Genomic DNA, 17129 nt, shown 5'->3' with positions numbered 1-17129 from the left:
GGGAGAATCGGTTACCAAACGATACGCCAGCGGCGACGCGGCAATCACCAAACGAGCAGCCCGGGCCAACATGGCAGGATGTGGGCGTGCCGAGCGCCCTGCCCACCCTCACTCGGCGGCGCCTGCTGATCGGCGCACTGCCCGCCACCCTGGCCCTCGGCCTGCTCGGGTCGACGGCCGGCTGCGCCCCCGAGGCCCCGCCGGCGGATCTGGCCGACCTGCGCACCCAGTTCGACCGGGCGCGCTCCGACAGCGATCTGGCCGGCGATGCGGCGACCGCGCTGACCGGACCGACCCGCGCGGACCTGGTCGCCGCGCTCACCGCGATCGCCGCCGAACGCACCGCCCACGCCGACGCACTGGCCGCCGAGATCACCCGCCTGACCGATGGAGAAACTCCCGAGACCACCACCAGCGCGGCACCCACCACCAGCGCCGCACCGGCCCCCGCACCCACCGTCGCGCAGGTCGTCGAGGCACTGCGCGGTTCGGCCGAGCAGGCCGCCCAGTTCGCCGAGCGGTTGTCGGGCTACCGCGCCGGGCTGCTCGGCTCGATCTCGGCGTCGTGCACCGCGGCGTATCTGGTGGCGCTGGGCGGAAAGGCGAAGCCATGACTGCTCCGAACCCGACGCCCACACCTGACCCCGACCGACCCGAGGATGCCGCCCACGCCGCGCTGTTCGACGCCGTGGCCAACGAGCACGGCGCGATCTACGGCTACGGGATGGTGTCGGCGCATTCGACCCCCGAGGACAACTGGCTGGTCGCCGAGGCGATGGCCCAGCACCGCGAGCGCCGCGAGCAGGCGCTGGCGATGCTGGCCGACCGGCAGGTGACCGCGCCGCTGCCGGCTCCCGGGTATGCGCTGCCGACCGAGGTCACCGATCCCGGCGACGCCGCCGAACTCGCGGTCCGGATGGAGTCCGACACCGCGACCGCTTGGCGTGCGGTGCTCGAGCAGTCCCAGACGTCACAGGACCGTGCGTTCGCGGTCGAAGCGATGACGCAGGCCGCGGTGCTGGCCGCGCGTTGGCGCACCGTCCTCGGGACCGCCCCGGTGACGGTGGCGTTCCCGGGCGGGCCCGAGCAGTCGGGCTAGACGTTCAGGCTGGCCGCCACCTCGGCGGCCGCACCGTCGACCGCCAGTTCACGCGTTTCTCCGCTGAACCGGTTGCGCAGTTCGACCACACCGTCGGCCCAGCCCCGGCCGACCACCACGATCCACGGCATACCGAGCAGTTCGGCGTCCTTGAACTTCACCCCCGGTGAGGAGGTGCGGTCGTCGAGCAGCACCTCGAAGCCCAGCCGCGACAGCTCGCCGGCCAGATCGGTGGCGCCCGCGCGGGCGGCGGCGTCCTTGTTGGCGATCACCACGTGCACGTCGAAGGGTGCGACCGCCGCGGGCCAGCGCAACCCGATCTCGTCGTGCTGCTGCTCGGCGATGACGGCGACCAGCCGCGACACCCCGATGCCGTAGGAGCCCATGGTCAGCCGCACCGGCTTGCCGTTCTCGCCCAACACGTCGGCGCTGAACGCGTCGGCGTACTTGCGGCCGAGTTGGAAGATGTGGCCGATCTCGATACCGCGGGCGGAGGTGAGTACCCCGGCACCGTCCGGGGAGGGATCACCGTCGCGCACGTCGGCGGCCTCGATGGTGCCGTCAGGGGTGAAGTCACGGCCGGCGATCAGGCCCACGACGTGTTTGTTGGGCTCGTCGGCGCCGGTGATCCAGGACGTCCCGGACACCACCCGCGGGTCGACCAGGTAGCGAACGCCGTTGTCCTGCAGGGCCTTCGGGCCGACGTATCCCTTGACCAGGAACGGGTTGGCGGCGAAGTCGGCGTCGTCGAGCAGCGCGAACTCGGCGGGTTCCAGCGCGGCGCCGAGTCGCTTCTCGTCCACCTCCCGGTCCCCCGGTACGCCGATGCCGAGCAGTTCCCAGTCCCCACCGGGCCCGCGGGTCTTGAGCAACACGTTCTTCAGCGTGTCGGCCGCGGTGACGGTGCGGCCGTCGAACTGCGCCAGAGCGGCCGAGTTGGCCCAGTCCACCAGCGTCGCGATGGTGGGTGTGTCCGGGGTGTCGTGCACCTGAGCCGCCGGCTGACCCTCGATCGGGATCTCCTCGGGGGCCCGGGTGATGACGGCCTCCACGTTGGCGGCGTAACCGGATTCCCGGCAGCGCACGAAGGTGTCCTCACCGATCTCGCTCTCGGCCAGGAACTCCTCCGAGGCGCTGCCGCCCATCGCCCCGGACACCGCCGAGACGATGACGTAGTCCACCCCGAGCCGGCCGAAGATGCGCTGATACGCCTCGCGGTGCGCGTGGTAGGCGGTCTTGAGGCCGTCATCGTCGACGTCGAAGGAGTACGAGTCCTTCATGACGAATTCGCGCCCGCGCAGGATGCCTGCGCGGGGCCGAGCCTCGTCGCGGTACTTCGTCTGGATTTGGTACAGCAGTACCGGGAAATCCTTGTACGAGGAGTACTCGCCCTTGACCGTGAGGGTGAACAGTTCCTCGTGGGTGGGGCCGAGCAGATAGTCGTTGTTGCGCCGGTCCTGCAACCGGAACAGCGTGTCGCCGTATTCGGTCCAGCGGTTGGTGGTCTCGTAGGGGGCGCGCGGCAGCAGGGCCGGCAACAGGATCTCCTGACCGCCGATCGCGTTCATCTCGCTGCGGACGATGTTCTCGATCTTGCGCAGCACCCGCAGACCCAGCGGCAGCCAGCTGTAGATCCCCGGGCCGATCGGGCGGACATAGCCGGCCCGGACCAGCAGCTTGTGGCTGGGCACTTCGGCGTCGGCGGGGTCGTCACGCAGGGTTCGCAGGAACAGCTCGGACATACGGGTGATCACGAGCGGTCAGCCTAGCCGTCCTCAGTCGCGGCCCTGCCAGGTGCACACGCACGCCTCGTTGCCCTCGGCGTCGGCCAGCACCCAGAACGCCGGCGCGGCGGCGTCCGACACCAACCGGCCCCCGGCGGCCAGCGCGGCGTCGATCCGGGACCGAGCGTGCTCGGGCGGCACGTCGACGTCGATGTGGATCCGGTTGCGCTGCGGGCGAGGCGCATCCATCTGCTGGAACCAGATGACCGGACCCCGGCCCAGCGGGTCGGCCAGCGCACCCGGCGGCCCGTCGGCCGCGAGGGATTGGTCGAGGTATCCGGTGACGGCCCGCCAGAATCCGCGCACCAGCGGTATGTCGAGCGCATCGATGGCGATTTCAAGGGCCTGCGGCGCGATGTCGGCGGCGCCGGGCACCGTCGCGAACCCCTCGGCGGCCAACGCCTCGGTGATGGTGTGGGCCAACTCCAGGTCGCGCCGGGTCACCCGGCCGGTGCCGACATCGCGCAACCGCAGCACGGCGCGGTCATCGGCGAGGTCGACGGTCAGATGTCCCTGGCCGTCGCCCGCCCGCACGGCGACCGACGCGGCACTCAGCGCATGTTCCAGCGACGCCGCGGGAACGTGGGTGATCAGCATGTCGAGGATCAGCCGCCAGCCCAGCGGATCGGCGACGGCGGAGATGTCGTGACGACGCACAGGGCTCCTCGCTCATGGCTCGTCGGTTATCCACAGGATTCATGCACAGGTGTGGAGTAGTTACACGAGTGTGTTTTAGGCACAGCAAGGGACGATCAACTCGGTGCTGACCGGCACATACCCGCGCCGACACAGCATCAAACATCTTTTTCGAAGAATTTTTTCCCGCCCGCGTTTTGTCGGCGGCTGCTCCCGGGCAATCAGCCCGCATGACGCAACCGGCCCCCGTGCGGCACCGCCGCATCATCGTCGACGGTATCGACACCTTTTATCGTGAGGCCGGCCCCGCCGACGCCGATATCGTGCTGCTCCCCCACGGCTATCCGTGTTCGTCCTACGCCTATCGCCGGCTGCTGCCCGCCCTCGGTGACCGCTGGCGGCTGCTGGCGCCGGATCTGCCGGGTTTTGGTTACAGCGCCACCCCGGCACCGGAGCAGTTCGGCTACACATTCGAGGCCTACGCGCAGTTCCTGCGCCGCTATGTCGAGGTCATGGAGCTGCCGCGCTACGCGATCTGGTTGCACGACTACGGCTCGCAGTTCGGCCTGCAGCTGGCGATGTCGGCCCCCGAACGGGTCAGCGGACTGATCATCCAGAACGGTGACATCTACCCCGACGCGTTCGGCCCCAAGTACGACTTCCTGAAGCGCGCGTGGGAGAACCCGGGTCCGCAGGCGCGCCGCAGTATCGCCGGGCACGTGAGCCTCGACGGCTTCCGTAGTGAGTTCGTCGGCGAGCTGCCGACCGGTCTGGCCGACCGGATCAGCCCGGACCTGTGGACGCTGCACTGGACGCTGATGTCGACCCCGGAACGGATCGCGAATCTGATCCGGCTGCTGGAGGATCAGCCGACGACGCTGGGCCGCTTCGCCGATGAACAGGGCTACCTGCGTGAGCACACCCCGCCGGCGCTCATCGTGTGGGGCGTCAACGACGGATACATGCCCGAGGCGTCGGCCCGGGCCTACCTGCGCGATCTACCCGAGGCGGCCCTGCACACCTTCGACGGCGGGCACTGGCTGCTGGAGACGCATCTGGGCGAGGTGATCCCGCTGGTGCGGGACTTCCTCAGTTCTCCAGCTCTCCGGCGTCGATCGCGTCCTTGACCTCCTGGGCGTGCGCCACTTCCTCCGCGGTGTAGCGGATGAACAGCGCGGCGGCACCCACCACGACGGCGACGGCGGCGACCCACAGCAGCCCGTAGGTGTAACCCTGGTCCAGCGCGTTGAGCTGCGCCTCGTTCATGTTCTTCACCGGGCCGGTGGTACCGCCCAGATACAGGGTGCGCGAGGTGATGACGGCCTGGATGATCGCCAGTACGACCGGACCGCCCAGGTTCTGCAGCATCAGGGCGATGGCCGACACCGGACCGATCTCGTCGAACCCGACACCGGCGATCGCCGACACGGTCAGCGGCACCACGATCATGCCGATGCCGAAGCCACCGACGGTGATCGGGATGACCAGGTTCGGGAAGTACGGGATGTCACCGTGCAGCGTCGAACCGTAGATCATCGCGGCGAGAACCAGCACCCCACCGGCGATCACCAGCAGCCGCGGCGCGAACTTCGAGACCAGCACCGAGGACAACCCCAGTCCGATACCGAGAGCGATGACGAACGGGATGAAGCCGATACCGGCACGCAGCGCGCTGTAACCCATGACGTCCTGGACGTACAGGCCGATCAGCACGGTCAGCGTGAACATCACGCCGCCGGCCAGGAACACCGCATAGAAGGTGGCCACCCGGTTGCGGTCCCGGAACAGCGAGAACGGCACGACCGGGTTCTCGGCGGTGCGCTCGACGTAGAGGAAGGCCAGGAAGAACACCACGGCGCCGACACCGGAGGCCAGCGTGACCGGATCCAGCCAGCCGCGTTCGGGTCCCATCGAGAAGCCGAACACCGCGGCGGTGCAGCCCAGGGTGGCCAGGATGGCGCCGGCGGCATCGAGCTTCATCGGGGCCCGGTCGGTCTCGCGCAGGTGGGTGCGGGCCAGGTAGAGCATGACCAGACCGATCGGGACGTTCACCAGGAACGCCCAGCGCCAGGACACCTCGGTCAGAGCGCCGCCGACCACCAGACCCATCACCGATCCGACACCGGTCATGGCCGCGAACACCGCGGTCGCGGTGTTGCGGGCCGGACCCTTGGGGAACGTCGTGGCGATCAACGCCAGGCCGGTCGGCGAGGCGATGGCCGCACCGACACCCTGCAGCAACCGCGCGATGACCAGGGTGGCCTCGTCCCAGGCGACACCGCAGAGGATCGAGGCGATGGTGAACAATGCGACGCCGACGATGAAGGTGCGTTTGCGGCCGATGGTGTCACCGAGGCGGCCACCGAGCAGCATCAGGCCACCGAAGGTCAGCACATAGGCGGTGATGACCCAGCTGCGGCCGGCGTCGGAGAGCCCGAGCTCATCCTGAATCTTAGGAAGCGCGACGATCGCGACGGTGCTGTCCATCGTGGCCAGCAGCTGCATGCCGCCGATGGCGATGACGGCCGCGATGAAGTTCCAGGACGGCAGAAACGCCGGCGACTTGCCGTTTTGCTGCATATCCCCTCGGCCCACGTGTACTGGCAGGGCCCGGTTGCTGCCGTCTGCACCGTCTCGGCTGGACTTGCGGCCAGCGGCGTTGAGAGCAGTCATACCGGGCTACTTTACAGTAATCTTAAGAATCCTTTAACTACCGAACGCCGCCACCGGGCCGATGACGATGATCGCAGGCGGCCGGATCCCCTCCGAACGGACCTTCTCGGCGACGTCGGTGAGGGTGGCCCGGACCGTCCGCTGGGCGGCCGTCGTCCCGTGTTGCACCACCATCACCGGCGTATCCGCAGGTCGGCCGCCCGCGAGCAGCGCCTGGGCGAAAAGCTCGATCCGCTCGACGGCCATCAGCAGGACGATCGTCCCGGACATCGCGGCCAGCGCATCCCAATTCACTAACGATTCGGGGTGCCCCGGCGCAACATGGCCGCTGACCACCACGAACTCGTGCGTGACGTGGCGATGGGTGACCGGGACGCCGGCCAACGCGGGAACGGCTATGGCACTGGTCACACCGGGCACGACGGTGACCGGCACGCCGGCTTCGGCGCAGGCGATCACCTCTTCGTAACCCCGGGCGAAGACGAACGGGTCACCACCCTTGAGGCGCACCACGAACTTGCCGGCCTTGGCCCGGTCGATGAGGACATCGTTGATGGCCTCCTGGGCCATGGCCCGGCCGTACGGGATCTTGGCGGCGTCGATCACCTCGACATGCGGGGGCAGTTCGGCGAGCAGTTCCGGCGGTGCGAGCCGGTCGGCGACGACGACATCGGCGTTGGCCAGCAGGCGCCGACCGCGCACGGTGATCAGCTCCGGGTCGCCGGGGCCGCCGCCGACGAGGGCCACACCCTCGTGCACGGTGACGCCCTCGGCGCCGGTGTTGCCGGCACGGTCGCTGATGATCCCGCGCTGCAGGGCTTCGTGGATCGCCGAGCGGATGGCCGCCGAACGCCGGTGCTCACCGCTGGCCAGCACCCCGACCGACAATCCCTCGTACTCGAAGGACGCCGGTGTCACCGCGGTGCCCTCGATGGCCACATCGGCGCGCACACAGAAGATGCGGCGGCGGTCGGCGCCGGCCACGATCGCCGCGTTGACCTCCGGGTCATCGGTGGCCGCCAACGCGTACCAGGCGCCGTCGAGGTCCTCGTCGCGGAACTCGCGCAGCGAGACGGTGACGGTGGCGCTGGAATCGCCGAATGCCTCCACCGCGGGGGTGGCCTCGCGCGCGACCACGTGCACGTCGGCGCCCGCGGCGACCAGCAGGGGCAGCCGGCGCTGCGCCACGCTGCCGCCACCGACCACGACGACTTTGCGGCCCTCCAGACGCAGACCGACAAGGTAGGCGTTGTCTGTCACTGGGCTCCTCGGGTGCGGATCACCCGCCGAGCTTAAAGGTTGCCGCGGCGGTCACGAAGCGCGAGCATGCCTGTGGGTGTCCCGCCGGATGGGTGTGCAGGTAGCCGGCATGCACACCGCGGTGCACCGCGCCGTCGCGGCCGCCGCCGCCGGTGAAGCCCCAGGCCGGTTCGTAATCGTCGGTGAAAGTGACTGCGGTGCGGTGGAATTCGTGCCCGGACACCCGCTCCCCCGCGGCGTGCAGCGACGAGTCCGCCACCGCGACGGCATCGCGGTAACCCAGGGTGAGCCGCTCGGTGAACCGGGCCGAACCCGCCAGCACCCCGCACATCGGGGCGCCGTCCAGATCGTCGACCAGATAGGTCAGCCCGGCGCATTCGGCGTGGATCGGGGCGCCCGCGTCGGCCAGCGCCCGGATCTCGTCGCGCACCGGCGCATTGGCCGACAGATCGGCGGTGAACTGCTCGGGGAATCCGCCCGGGATCACCAGTCCGCGGGTGCCGGCGGGCAGGGTCTCGGTGAGCGGATCGAAATCGACGACATCGGCCCCGGCGGCCTCCAGCAGCTCGCGGTGCTCGGCATACCCGAAGCTGAAGGCGCGCCCGGCGGCCAGCGCGATGGTCACCGGCGCGTCGATCCGGCGGTCGGATTCCGGGCACCACGGCGGCGCATCGACCCGCGCCGCGGCGACCCGGGCGATCGCGGCGACGTCGACGTGCCGGCCGACCAGATCCGTCATCGCCGTGACGGCATCCTCGGCGAGCCTGCCGTATTCGACCGCGGTGACCAGACCCAGATGCCGCGAGGGCACCTCCAGTTCCGCGGCCCGCGGGATGGCGCCGAGCACCGGCACGCCGGCCTGTTCACAACCCTGCCGCAACACCTGCTCGTGGCGGGTGGAGCCGACCCGGTTGAGGATCACCCCGGCCACCCGGATCGAGGTGTCGAACGTCGTGAACCCGTGCAGCAGCGCGGCGATGCTGTGCGCCTGTCCCCGCGCGTCGACCACCAGCACCACCGGCGCACCCAGCATGGCGGCGACGTGCGCGGTGGAACCGCGAGCCGGGCCGGCGTGCTGTTCGCCGATGCGGCCGTCGAACAGCCCCATTACACCCTCGACGACGGCGATATCGGCACCCGCCGTGCCGTGCCGGTACAGCGGGCCGATCAGCGGCTCGCCGACCAGTACCGGGTCCAGGTTGCGTCCCGGCATCCCGCTGGCCAGGGCGTGGTAGCCGGGGTCGATGTAGTCCGGGCCGACCTTGAACGGCGCCACCCGGTGCCCGGCGCGCCGCAGTGCACCCATCAGACCCGTTGCGACCGTGGTCTTCCCGCTGCCCGAGGAGGGCGCGGCGACGACAACCGCCGGGACCGTCATGCGCGTCCCCGGCGAGCGTGCGTCTCTGCAGGCAACACGCCGCCTTCCCACGCGAGTCCACGCACGCTCGTCACCACTCGATCCCCCGCTGCCCCTTGCGGCCGACGTCCATCGGGTGTTTCACCTTGGTCATCTCGGTCACCAGATCGGCGGCGTCGATAAGGGCTTGCGGCGCATCGCGGCCGGTGATCACCACATGCTGGCGGCCGGGGCGGTCGGCCAGGGTGGCGATCACCTCTTCGGTGTCGATCCACCCCCACTTGAGCGGGTAGGTGAACTCGTCGAGGACATAGAAGTCGTGGCGCTGCTCGGCGATCCGGCGGCTGATCTCGGCCCAGCCATCGCGTGCGGTCTCGGCATGGTCGACCTCCGATCCCTGCTTACGCGTCCACGACCAGCCCGAACCCATCTTGTGCCACTGCACCGGAGCGCCGACACCGTGCTCGTCGTGCAGCTTGCCCAGCTCGCGAAAGACGTTCTCCTCGCCCACTTTCCACTTCGCGCTCTTGACGAACTGGAACACCGCGATATCGAAACCCTGATTCCATGCCCGCAGCGCCATCCCGAATGCCGCGGTCGACTTGCCCTTGCCGGGTCCGGTGTGCACGGCCAACAGCGGCGCGTTGCGCCGGGCCTTGGTGGTCAGCCCGTCATCGGGCACGGTCAATGGTTGTCCCTGTGGCATGGTGCCTCCTACGCCGCGGTCTTGACCAGCGAGGTGAGCTCACCGGCCTGCAGGTGCGCCAGCCGGACCGCGGGCGCCTGCAACTGCCGCGCCAGTTCCTCGGCCAGACCCAAACGCACAAAGGATGTCTCGCAGTCCACCACGACCGCCGCCGCACCCTCGGCGACCAACATCCGGGCCGCGGCGGCGGCCCGGCCCAGCGGGTCCGGTCCCCCGGTGGCACGGCCATCGGTCAGCACCACCACCAGCGGACGCCGGGCGCGGTCGCGGGCCTTCTCCCGCACCACCACGTCGCGGGCCGCCAACAAACCCTGGGCCAGCGGTGTCTTGCCGCCGGTGTCGAACCGCGCCAGCCGGCGGCCGGCGATGTACACCGACGAGGTCGGGGGCAGCAACACATCGGCCTGCCCGCCGCGGAAGGTGATCACCGCGACCTTGTCCCGGCGCTGATAGGCATCACGCAGCAGCGACAGCGTCGCCCCGCCGACGGCGGACATCCGGTCGCGCGCGGCCATCGACCCCGAGGCGTCCACCACGAAGATGACCAGGTTGCCCTCGCGTCCCTCACGCACGGCGCGGCGCACATCGGCGGCCTGCACCCGCGGCCGCCCGGGCCTGCGCTGGTTGCCCACCGCGGCCAGCAGGGTGGCGAACACATGGGTGCCGTGCCCTTCCCCGGGCACGTCGGTGGCGCCGACGGTGCTGCCGGTGCGGTTACGGGCCCGCGACCGCCGGCCCGGTGCACCCTCACCGACCCCGGGCACCACGAGCGCCCGGGTCCGGAAGGTGGCCGACGGCGGCGCGCTGGACCGCGTCGGGGGCGGCTTGGCCTGTCCCTGCTGTTGTCCGTTGGACGACGAATCACCCTGTACCACTGCCTCATCGGAGGGGGCATCGGATCCGCCACCGGGCGGCTCGGGATCGGGTTCGGGGTCCTCGGGCGGCTCGGCGGTCTGTGACAGTGCGTCGTCGAGGCGTTCGGGGTCCAGACCCGGATCGTCGAACGGATCGCGGCGGCGCCGGTGCGGTAGCGCCAGTTCGGCCGCCACCCGGATGTCCTCCTCCTCGACCACCGCGGCGCCGCGCCAGGCGGCGTGCGCGACGGCGGTCCGCGCAACCACCAGGTCGGCGCGCATCCCGTCTACGTCGAACGCCGCGCACAGAGCGGCGATCCGGCGTAACTCGGCATCGCTCAACACGACATCGGCCACCGCCGCCCGCGCGGCGGCGATCCGCCGGGCCAGGTCGGCGTCGGCCTGCGCGTACCGGGCGGCGAACCCTTGCGGGTCGGCCTCGTAGGCCAGCCGGGACCGGATGACCTCCACCCGGGTGTCCACATCGCGTGAGGCCGCCACGTCGACGGTGAGACCGAACCGGTCCAGCAGCTGCGGACGCAGCTCACCTTCCTCGGGGTTCATCGTGCCGATCAGCACGAACCGCGCGTCGTGCGAATGCGACACGCCGTCGCGTTCGATGTGCACCCGGCCCATCGCGGCGGCATCGAGCAGCACGTCGACCAGATGGTCGTGCAGCAGGTTCACCTCGTCGACGTAGAGCACGCCACCGTGCGCGCGGGCGAGCAGTCCGGGTGAGAACGCATGCTCGCCGTCGCGTAACACCTTCTGCAGGTCCAGTGACCCGACCACACGGTCCTCGGTGGCCCCGATCGGCAGTTCGACCAGGCGGGCGTCATCGTCGACACGCGACAGCACCGCCGCGAGCGCCCGCACCGCGGTGGATTTCGCGGTGCCCTTCTCGCCGCGGATGAGCACGCCACCGATATCCGGGCGCACGGCACACAGCACCAGGGCCAGGCGCAGCCGGTCGTGGCCGACCAGCGCCGAGAACGGATAGGTCACGCCAACCCCGCCCCGGGCCGCAGCATCGCGATGTGCGGGATGCCGTCCTCGATGTACTCCTCGCCCTCGGGCGAGAATCCGTGCGCGGCGTACATGTCCTGCAGGTAGGTCTGCGCGTCGATCCGGCACGGATAGGTGCCGACCTCGGCGAGCGCGGCCTGCATCAGCCGGGCGGTGTGCCCGCGGCCGCGGTCGGTGCGCTTGGTGCACACCCGGCCGATCCGGAACACCTTCTCCCCGCCGGGATGCTCCTCCATCAAACGCAACGTCGAGATCACTTGTCCGTCTTCGCCTTCCAGCCAGAAGTGCCGGGTCTCGGCCAGCAGGTCGCGACCGTCGAGTTCCGGGTAGGGGCACGCCTGCTCGACGACGAACACCTCGACGCGCAGTTTGAGCAGTTCGTAGAGGGTGGCGGCGTCGAGGTCCTTGGCCCAGTTGCGGCGCAGCGCGACGGTCATGACGACATCACCGTCATACGGGCGCGGGGGCATCCAGCTTGAGCACCTTGGTGCCGTGATCCCAGACCTCGCGGAACAGTCCCGGCTCATTGGACAGCTTGGTGCCCAGCGACGGCACCATCTCCTTGAGCTTGGGCAGCCAGCCCTGATAGCGGTCGGCGAAGCACCGTTCCATCACCTCGAGCATGGCCGGCACCGCCGTCGACGCGCCCGGGGAGGCACCCAGCAGACCGGCGATGCTGCCGTCGGCCGCCGAGAGCACCGTGGTGCCGAACTCCAGCACACCACCGGCACCCTTGCGGCGGATGACCTGCACGCGCTGCCCGGCGATGTCGAGCTCCCAGTCGGAATCGACTGCGCTGGGCGCGAACTCGCGCAGCGCGTCGACCCGGTCGGCCTCGCTGAGCAGCAGCTGACCGATCAGGTACTGCAGCAGGCTCATCTCGGTCAGCCCCACGCCCAGCATGGAGGCCAGGTTGTTGGGCTTGACCGACAGCGGCAGGTCGGTCACCTTGCCCTGCTTGAGGAATTTCGGCGACCAGCCGGCGAACGGACCGAACAGCAGGTAGGACCGGCCGTTGATGACGCGGGTGTCCAAGTGCGGCACCGACATCGGCGGCGCACCCAACGGCGGGGCACCGTAGACCTTGGCCTGGTGCATCGCGGCGAGCTCGGGGTTGTCGGTGCGCAGCCACTGGCCGCCCACCGGGAACCCGCCGAAGCCCTTGGCCTCGGCGATGCCGGACTTCTGCAGCAGCGGCAGGGCGCCGCCGCCGGCGCCGACGAACACGAATTTGGCGTTGATCTTGCGCTTGGCCCGGGTCCGGCGGTTGGTGACCTTGAGGGTCCAGGTGCCGTCGGACTCCTTGCGCAGATCGCGCACGTCGTGGCCGAACAGCGTGGTCATGCCCTGCCCGGCGGTGTACCCGATGAGCTGGCGCGACAGCGAGCCGAAGTCGACGTCGGTGCCGTCCTGCGTCCAGTTCAGCGCGACCGGCTCGTCGAAGGTGCGCTTGGCCGCCATGAACGGCAGCCGGCGGCTGAACTCGTCGGGGCTGTCGATGTACTCCATGCTCGCGAACAGCGGGTTGGTCACCAGCGCGTTGTAGCGGGCCCGCAGGTACTTCGCGTTCTCCGCGCCCTCGACGAAGCTGACGTGCGGGATCGGGTTGAGGAAGCTGCGGACGTCCGGCAGCACCCCGTTCTCCACGGCGTAGGCCCAGAACTGCCGCGACACCTGGAACTGCTCGTTGACGTTGACGGCCTTGGCGATGTCGATGGTGCCGTCGGACTTCTGCGGCGTGTAGTTCAGCTCGCAGAGCGCCGAGTGCCCGGTGCCGGCGTTGTTCCACGGATCGCTGCTCTCGGCGGCCGCACCGTCGAGGCGCTCGATCATGGTGATCGACCAGTTCGGCTCCAGCAGGCGCAACAGCGCGCCCAGCGTCGCGCTCATGATGCCGGCGCCGACTAGTACGACATCCGTCTTGGCAACTTTCGGGTCAGACACGCACATAAGGTTATCCCCCGCCAATTCCCGTCGCGTCGCTCGCCCCGGCAAGGTAGCCTGGCGAGCCGTCGGGGCTGATCGGTCACTAGAGTGGCTGACGTGACCGGCTGGGAGCCCGATGTACTGCCTGGCTATTGGCAGCAGGAGCTGGCCCTCGGGATCGATCCCGACGGCGAGGGTGAACTGGTGGCGACGCTGGTGCGCCGGGGCGAGCAGCAGCCGGGTGCGCGTGCGGTGCTGGTGGTGCACGGCTACACCGATTACTTCTTCCACACCGAACTGGCCGACCACTTCGCCTCCCGCGGGCTGACCTGCTACGCGCTGGATCTGCCCAAATGCGGCCGGTCCCACCGGGCCGGGCAGACCCCGCACTACACCTCGAATCTGGCCGGCTACGACACCGCGCTGGAGGCTGCGCTGGCGCTCATCGACGCGCCGGAGGTGCTGGTGTACGGGCACTCCGCGGGCGGACTGATCGTGACGCTGTGGCTGGACCGGTTGCGCCGCCGCGGCGCGACGGCTCCGATCAGCGGGTTGGTCCTCAACAGCCCGTTCTTCGATCTGCACGGCCCGGCCATCCTGCGCACCCCGCCGACCTCCGCCGCGCTGATCGCGCTGGCCCGGGTGCGCAAGACGGCCGTGGTCCGCAAGCCGACCGTCGGTGGTTACGGCACCACCCTGCACCGCGATTACGCCGGCGAGTTCGATTACAACCTGGACTGGAAGCCGGTCGGCGGATTCCCGATCACCTTCGGCTGGATCAACGCGATCCGGCGCGCCCAGAAGCGCCTGCATCGTGGCCTGGACGTCGGTGTTCCGAGCCTCATCCTGCGCTCCGACCACAGCGTCACCGAGGCCGGCGACCCCGATCTCATCCAGCGCGGCGACGCGGTGCTCGACGTCGCCCAGATCGCCCGCTGGTCCGGCTGCGTCGGCGGCCGGCTGACCGTGGTGCCGATCACCGACGCCAAGCACGACGTGTTCCTGTCGCTGCCCGAACCCAGGGCCGCGGCCTACCGCGAACTCGACCTCTGGCTGGACCGGTATCTGAGAACCGGAACATCCTCGACCACAACCGGATAGGACGGCCCATGCAGCACTACGACCTGACCATCATCGGCACCGGGTCGGGCAACAGCATTCCCGATCCTGGGTTCGACCCCCGCTACGGCGATATGCGCATCGCGATCTGCGAGCAGGGCACCTTCGGCGGCACCTGCCTCAACGTCGGGTGCATCCCGACCAAGATGTTCGTCTACGCCGCCGAGGTCGCCGCGAGCGTCCGCAGGAGTTCGCGCTACGGCATCGACGCGCACATCGACAAGGTGCGGTGGCCCGATATCGTCACCCGGGTCTTCGACAACCGGATCGATCCGATCGCGGCCGGTGGCGAGGCCTACAAGCGCAGCCTGCCCAATATCGACGTCTACGGCTATCACACCCGGTTCACCGGTGCCGCCGACGGGCGCTACACGCTGCGCAGCGAGGACGGCGCGGAGTTCAGCTCGGATCGCGTGGTCATCGCCGCCGGCGCCCGGGCGGTCGTGCCGCCGGCCATCACCGAATGCGGGGTGAAGTTCTACACCAGCGACAACATCATGCGGATCGCCGCGCTGCCCGAGCATCTGGTGATCGTCGGCGGTGGTTTCGTGGCCGCCGAGTTCGCGCACGTCTTCTCCGCGCTCGGGGTGAAGGTGACCATCGTGGTGCGCGGGCCGGGCATGCTCACCCACTGCGACGAGACGCTGTGTCACCGGTTCACCGACCTGGCCGCGGCCAAATGGGACCTACGCACCCATGTCAACGTCGTGGGTTCGCGCCCCGCTGACGGCGACGGCGTGGTGCTCGAACTCGATGACGGCTCCGAACTGGCCGCCGATGCCCTGCTGGTGGCCACCGGCCGACGCCCCAACGGCGACCTGCTCGACGCCGAGCTGGCCGGGGTGCAGGTCCGCGACGGCATGGTGACCGTCGACGAGTACCAGCGCACCACCGCGCGCGGGGTGTGGGCGCTCGGGGATGTCTCGTCGCCGTATCAGCTCAAGCATGTGGCCAACCACGAGATGCGGGTGGTGCGCCACAACCTGCTGCGCGACTGGGACGACACCGCGGCCATGGTCGCCAGCGATCACCGGTTCGTGCCCTCGGCGGTGTTCACCGATCCGCAGTTGGCGACCGTGGGCCTGACCGAGGCCGAGGCTCGCGAGGCCGGTCACGACATCATCGTCAAGGTGCAGAACTACAGCGACACCGCCTATGGCTGGGCCATGGAGGACACCACCGGGTTGGCCAAGCTGATCGCCGACCGGGCCACCGGGCGACTCCTGGGCGCACACATCATGGGCTATCAGGCCTCCTCGATCATCCAGCCGCTGATCCAGGCGATCAGCTTCGGCCAGACCGCCAAAGAGGTTGCCACCGGCCAGTATTGGATCCATCCCGCGCTGCCCGAGGTGATCGAGAACGCCCTGCTGGGCCTGGTCGACTGATCAGTCCCGCCGGGTCGCGGTGACCAGCAGGTACTCGGCGTCCCAGTGGCCGTCGCGGCGGCTTTCGCCGAGGAAGTCCAGGAACGCGGCATCGAGGGCCGCCACCCGCTGCGGATCGTCGGCGTTGAATTTGTAGGCCGCGATGGTCGGACCGTAGTTGCGCTTCCAGTACTCGCGGAACTCCAGCGGCTCGCTGCAGCGGTCCAGCCGAACCGTCTGCCGTCGCACGGTGAGGTCGCCGACCCGGTCGCCCAACAGTTCTCGGACATGATCCTCATCACCCCACAGCGGGGCCGGGCTGGCACCCGGCGGGGGTGGCGGCGCGTACGGCTTCATGGTGGCGAACAGCCGTCCGATGAAACCCGTTGGCGTCCAGTTCAACAGCGCGATGGTGCCACCCGGACGGCAGACCCGGATCAGTTCGTCGGCGGCGGCCTGATGATGGGGCGCGAACATCACCCCGACACACGAGATGACGGCATCGAAGGCCCCGTCGGCGAACGGCATCGCCTCGGCGTCGGCTTCCACCCATTCCAGCTCGACACCCCGGGCGGCCGCCGCCGCCCGGCCCGCCTCGAACAGCTCAGGGGTCAGATCCGCGGCGGTCACCACGGCACCGGCGGCCGCCGCCGGGATGGCCGCGTTGCCCGCGCCGGCGGCGATGTCGAGCACCCGATCGCCGCTGCCGATGCCGGCGGCGCGCACCAGTTCGGGCCCCAACTCCGGGATCAACTCCGTGGCCACCGCGACGTAATCGCCGGAGGCCCACAGGGCGCGGTGCTTGGCCTTGAGCGCCCGGTCGGCGTCGGTCGGATGAGGTTCGGTGGTGCTCATGATGGTTCCTTGCGTGATGCGGACGGCGTGAAACCATGCTGATCCCGAACAAGGCGTCGGTTGGCGGGTTTCGCCAAAATTGTCGTAGCGGTTGCCTGCGGACCTCAGCTGTGCCCGGCACCGATCCAATGCAGCAGGTCGTGCACGATATCGTCGTTGAGTCGATAACTGACCGACCGGCCGACGCGGCTGCTGGTCACCCAGCCCTGGGCGCGCAGCACCCGCAGCGCCTGCGACACAGCGTTTTCCGACCTGCCCAGCGCGGCCGCCAGATCACTGACGCAGATACCGGGAACTCGGTGCAGACTCAGCAGGATCTGGAGGCGATGCGCGTCCGACAGCAGGTCGAAGCGGCGGGCCCATTCGACCGCGTCGACGTCCGACAGCGCCGATGACGCCTGCTGCACCACCGACGGATCCTCCATGACAGGCAATCTAATACCCGTCGCCGGGTGCGTGTGCGGCTG

Annotated in this window: 16 protein-coding genes; 5 read left to right on the top strand and 11 right to left on the bottom strand. The window is 69.7% G+C overall.

Annotation, left to right across the window (positions count from 1 at the left end; translation table 11 throughout):
• Nucleotides 1–86 precede the first annotated feature (86 nt).
• Both ACWDUN_RS02975 and ACWDUN_RS02970 read left to right on the top strand, forming a co-directional pair.
• Nucleotides 87–614, top strand: a complete 528-nt coding sequence (locus tag ACWDUN_RS02975) for a hypothetical protein (RefSeq protein ID WP_449924350.1) — start codon at nucleotides 87–89, stop codon at nucleotides 612–614.
• Nucleotides 611–1099 (top strand): ferritin-like domain-containing protein, encoded by a 489-nt coding sequence (locus ACWDUN_RS02970; protein ID WP_449924347.1) that lies wholly within the window; start codon nucleotides 611–613, stop codon nucleotides 1097–1099. The genes ACWDUN_RS02975 and ACWDUN_RS02970 overlap by 4 nt, the downstream gene beginning before the upstream one ends.
• On the opposite strand, the gene ACWDUN_RS02965 is transcribed toward ACWDUN_RS02970, so the two are convergent.
• Nucleotides 1096–2853 carry a proline--tRNA ligase gene (locus ACWDUN_RS02965; RefSeq protein ID WP_449924344.1) on the bottom strand — a complete coding sequence of 586 codons (1758 nt, stop codon included), beginning with the start codon at nucleotides 2851–2853 and terminating at the stop codon, nucleotides 1096–1098. The two genes, ACWDUN_RS02970 and ACWDUN_RS02965, sit on opposite strands and share 4 nt — an antisense overlap.
• Nucleotides 2854–2874: 21 nt before the next feature.
• Nucleotides 2875–3540: a VOC family protein gene (locus tag ACWDUN_RS02960; protein ID WP_449924342.1), complete on the bottom strand. Its 666-nt coding sequence runs from the start codon at nucleotides 3538–3540 to the stop codon at nucleotides 2875–2877.
• Nucleotides 3541–3749: 209 nt separating this feature from the next.
• Here ACWDUN_RS02960 and ACWDUN_RS02955 point away from each other — a divergent pair, with 209 nt between their 5' ends.
• The gene (locus ACWDUN_RS02955) at nucleotides 3750–4646 is read left to right on the top strand and encodes an alpha/beta fold hydrolase (protein ID WP_449924339.1); all 897 of its coding nucleotides are present in this window, start codon (nucleotides 3750–3752) and stop codon (nucleotides 4644–4646) included.
• Here the strand turns inward: ACWDUN_RS02955 and ACWDUN_RS02950 are convergent.
• The 7 genes from ACWDUN_RS02950 to mqo all read right to left on the bottom strand — a co-directional run bounded on the left by ACWDUN_RS02950 (nucleotide 4609) and on the right by mqo (nucleotide 13285).
• Nucleotides 4609–6099: an MFS transporter gene (locus tag ACWDUN_RS02950; RefSeq protein WP_449926198.1), complete on the bottom strand. Its 1491-nt coding sequence runs from the start codon at nucleotides 6097–6099 to the stop codon at nucleotides 4609–4611. The genes ACWDUN_RS02955 and ACWDUN_RS02950 overlap by 38 nt on opposite strands.
• A gap of 126 nt (nucleotides 6100–6225) precedes the next feature.
• Nucleotides 6226–7452 carry a uroporphyrinogen-III C-methyltransferase gene (gene cobA / locus ACWDUN_RS02945; protein WP_449924337.1) on the bottom strand — a complete coding sequence of 409 codons (1227 nt, stop codon included), beginning with the start codon at nucleotides 7450–7452 and terminating at the stop codon, nucleotides 6226–6228.
• Nucleotides 7453–7471: 19 nt separating this feature from the next.
• Nucleotides 7472–8830 carry a cobyrinate a,c-diamide synthase gene (locus ACWDUN_RS02940; protein WP_449924334.1) on the bottom strand — a complete coding sequence of 453 codons (1359 nt, stop codon included), beginning with the start codon at nucleotides 8828–8830 and terminating at the stop codon, nucleotides 7472–7474.
• Nucleotides 8831–8900: 70 nt separating this feature from the next.
• Nucleotides 8901–9515, bottom strand: a complete 615-nt coding sequence (gene cobO / locus ACWDUN_RS02935) for a cob(I)yrinic acid a,c-diamide adenosyltransferase (RefSeq protein WP_449924332.1) — start codon at nucleotides 9513–9515, stop codon at nucleotides 8901–8903.
• A gap of 8 nt (nucleotides 9516–9523) precedes the next feature.
• Nucleotides 9524–11374: a magnesium chelatase subunit D family protein gene (locus tag ACWDUN_RS02930; RefSeq protein WP_449924329.1), complete on the bottom strand. Its 1851-nt coding sequence runs from the start codon at nucleotides 11372–11374 to the stop codon at nucleotides 9524–9526.
• Nucleotides 11371–11832 carry a GNAT family N-acetyltransferase gene (locus ACWDUN_RS02925; protein WP_449926196.1) on the bottom strand — a complete coding sequence of 154 codons (462 nt, stop codon included), beginning with the start codon at nucleotides 11830–11832 and terminating at the stop codon, nucleotides 11371–11373. The genes ACWDUN_RS02930 and ACWDUN_RS02925 overlap by 4 nt, the downstream gene beginning before the upstream one ends.
• Before the next feature lie 13 nt (nucleotides 11833–11845).
• The gene (gene mqo / locus ACWDUN_RS02920; protein ID WP_449926193.1) at nucleotides 11846–13285 is read right to left on the bottom strand and encodes a malate dehydrogenase (quinone); all 1440 of its coding nucleotides are present in this window, start codon (nucleotides 13283–13285) and stop codon (nucleotides 11846–11848) included.
• Between the two features lie 153 nt (nucleotides 13286–13438).
• Between mqo and ACWDUN_RS02915 the strand changes: the two genes are divergently transcribed.
• Nucleotides 13439–14422, top strand: a complete 984-nt coding sequence (locus ACWDUN_RS02915) for an alpha/beta hydrolase (protein ID WP_449924326.1) — start codon at nucleotides 13439–13441, stop codon at nucleotides 14420–14422.
• Between the two features lie 8 nt (nucleotides 14423–14430).
• Complete coding sequence (mtr, locus tag ACWDUN_RS02910; protein WP_449924323.1) at nucleotides 14431–15828, top strand: mycothione reductase; 1398 nt, start codon at nucleotides 14431–14433, stop codon at nucleotides 15826–15828.
• On the opposite strand, the gene ACWDUN_RS02905 is transcribed toward mtr, so the two are convergent.
• Together ACWDUN_RS02905 and ACWDUN_RS02900 are read right to left on the bottom strand one after the other, a co-directional pair.
• Nucleotides 15829–16662, bottom strand: coding sequence for a class I SAM-dependent methyltransferase (locus ACWDUN_RS02905; protein ID WP_449924320.1), 834 nt, complete (start codon nucleotides 16660–16662; stop codon nucleotides 15829–15831).
• Nucleotides 16663–16766: 104 nt separating this feature from the next.
• Nucleotides 16767–17087: an ArsR/SmtB family transcription factor gene (locus tag ACWDUN_RS02900; protein WP_449924317.1), complete on the bottom strand. Its 321-nt coding sequence runs from the start codon at nucleotides 17085–17087 to the stop codon at nucleotides 16767–16769.
• Nucleotides 17088–17129 lie beyond the last annotated feature (42 nt).

The sequence above is a fragment of the Mycobacterium sp. NPDC003323 genome (genome assembly GCF_053589535.1).
The sequence above is the reverse complement of the archived record's forward strand: the minus strand, read 5'-3'. Positions and strand labels throughout refer to the sequence as shown.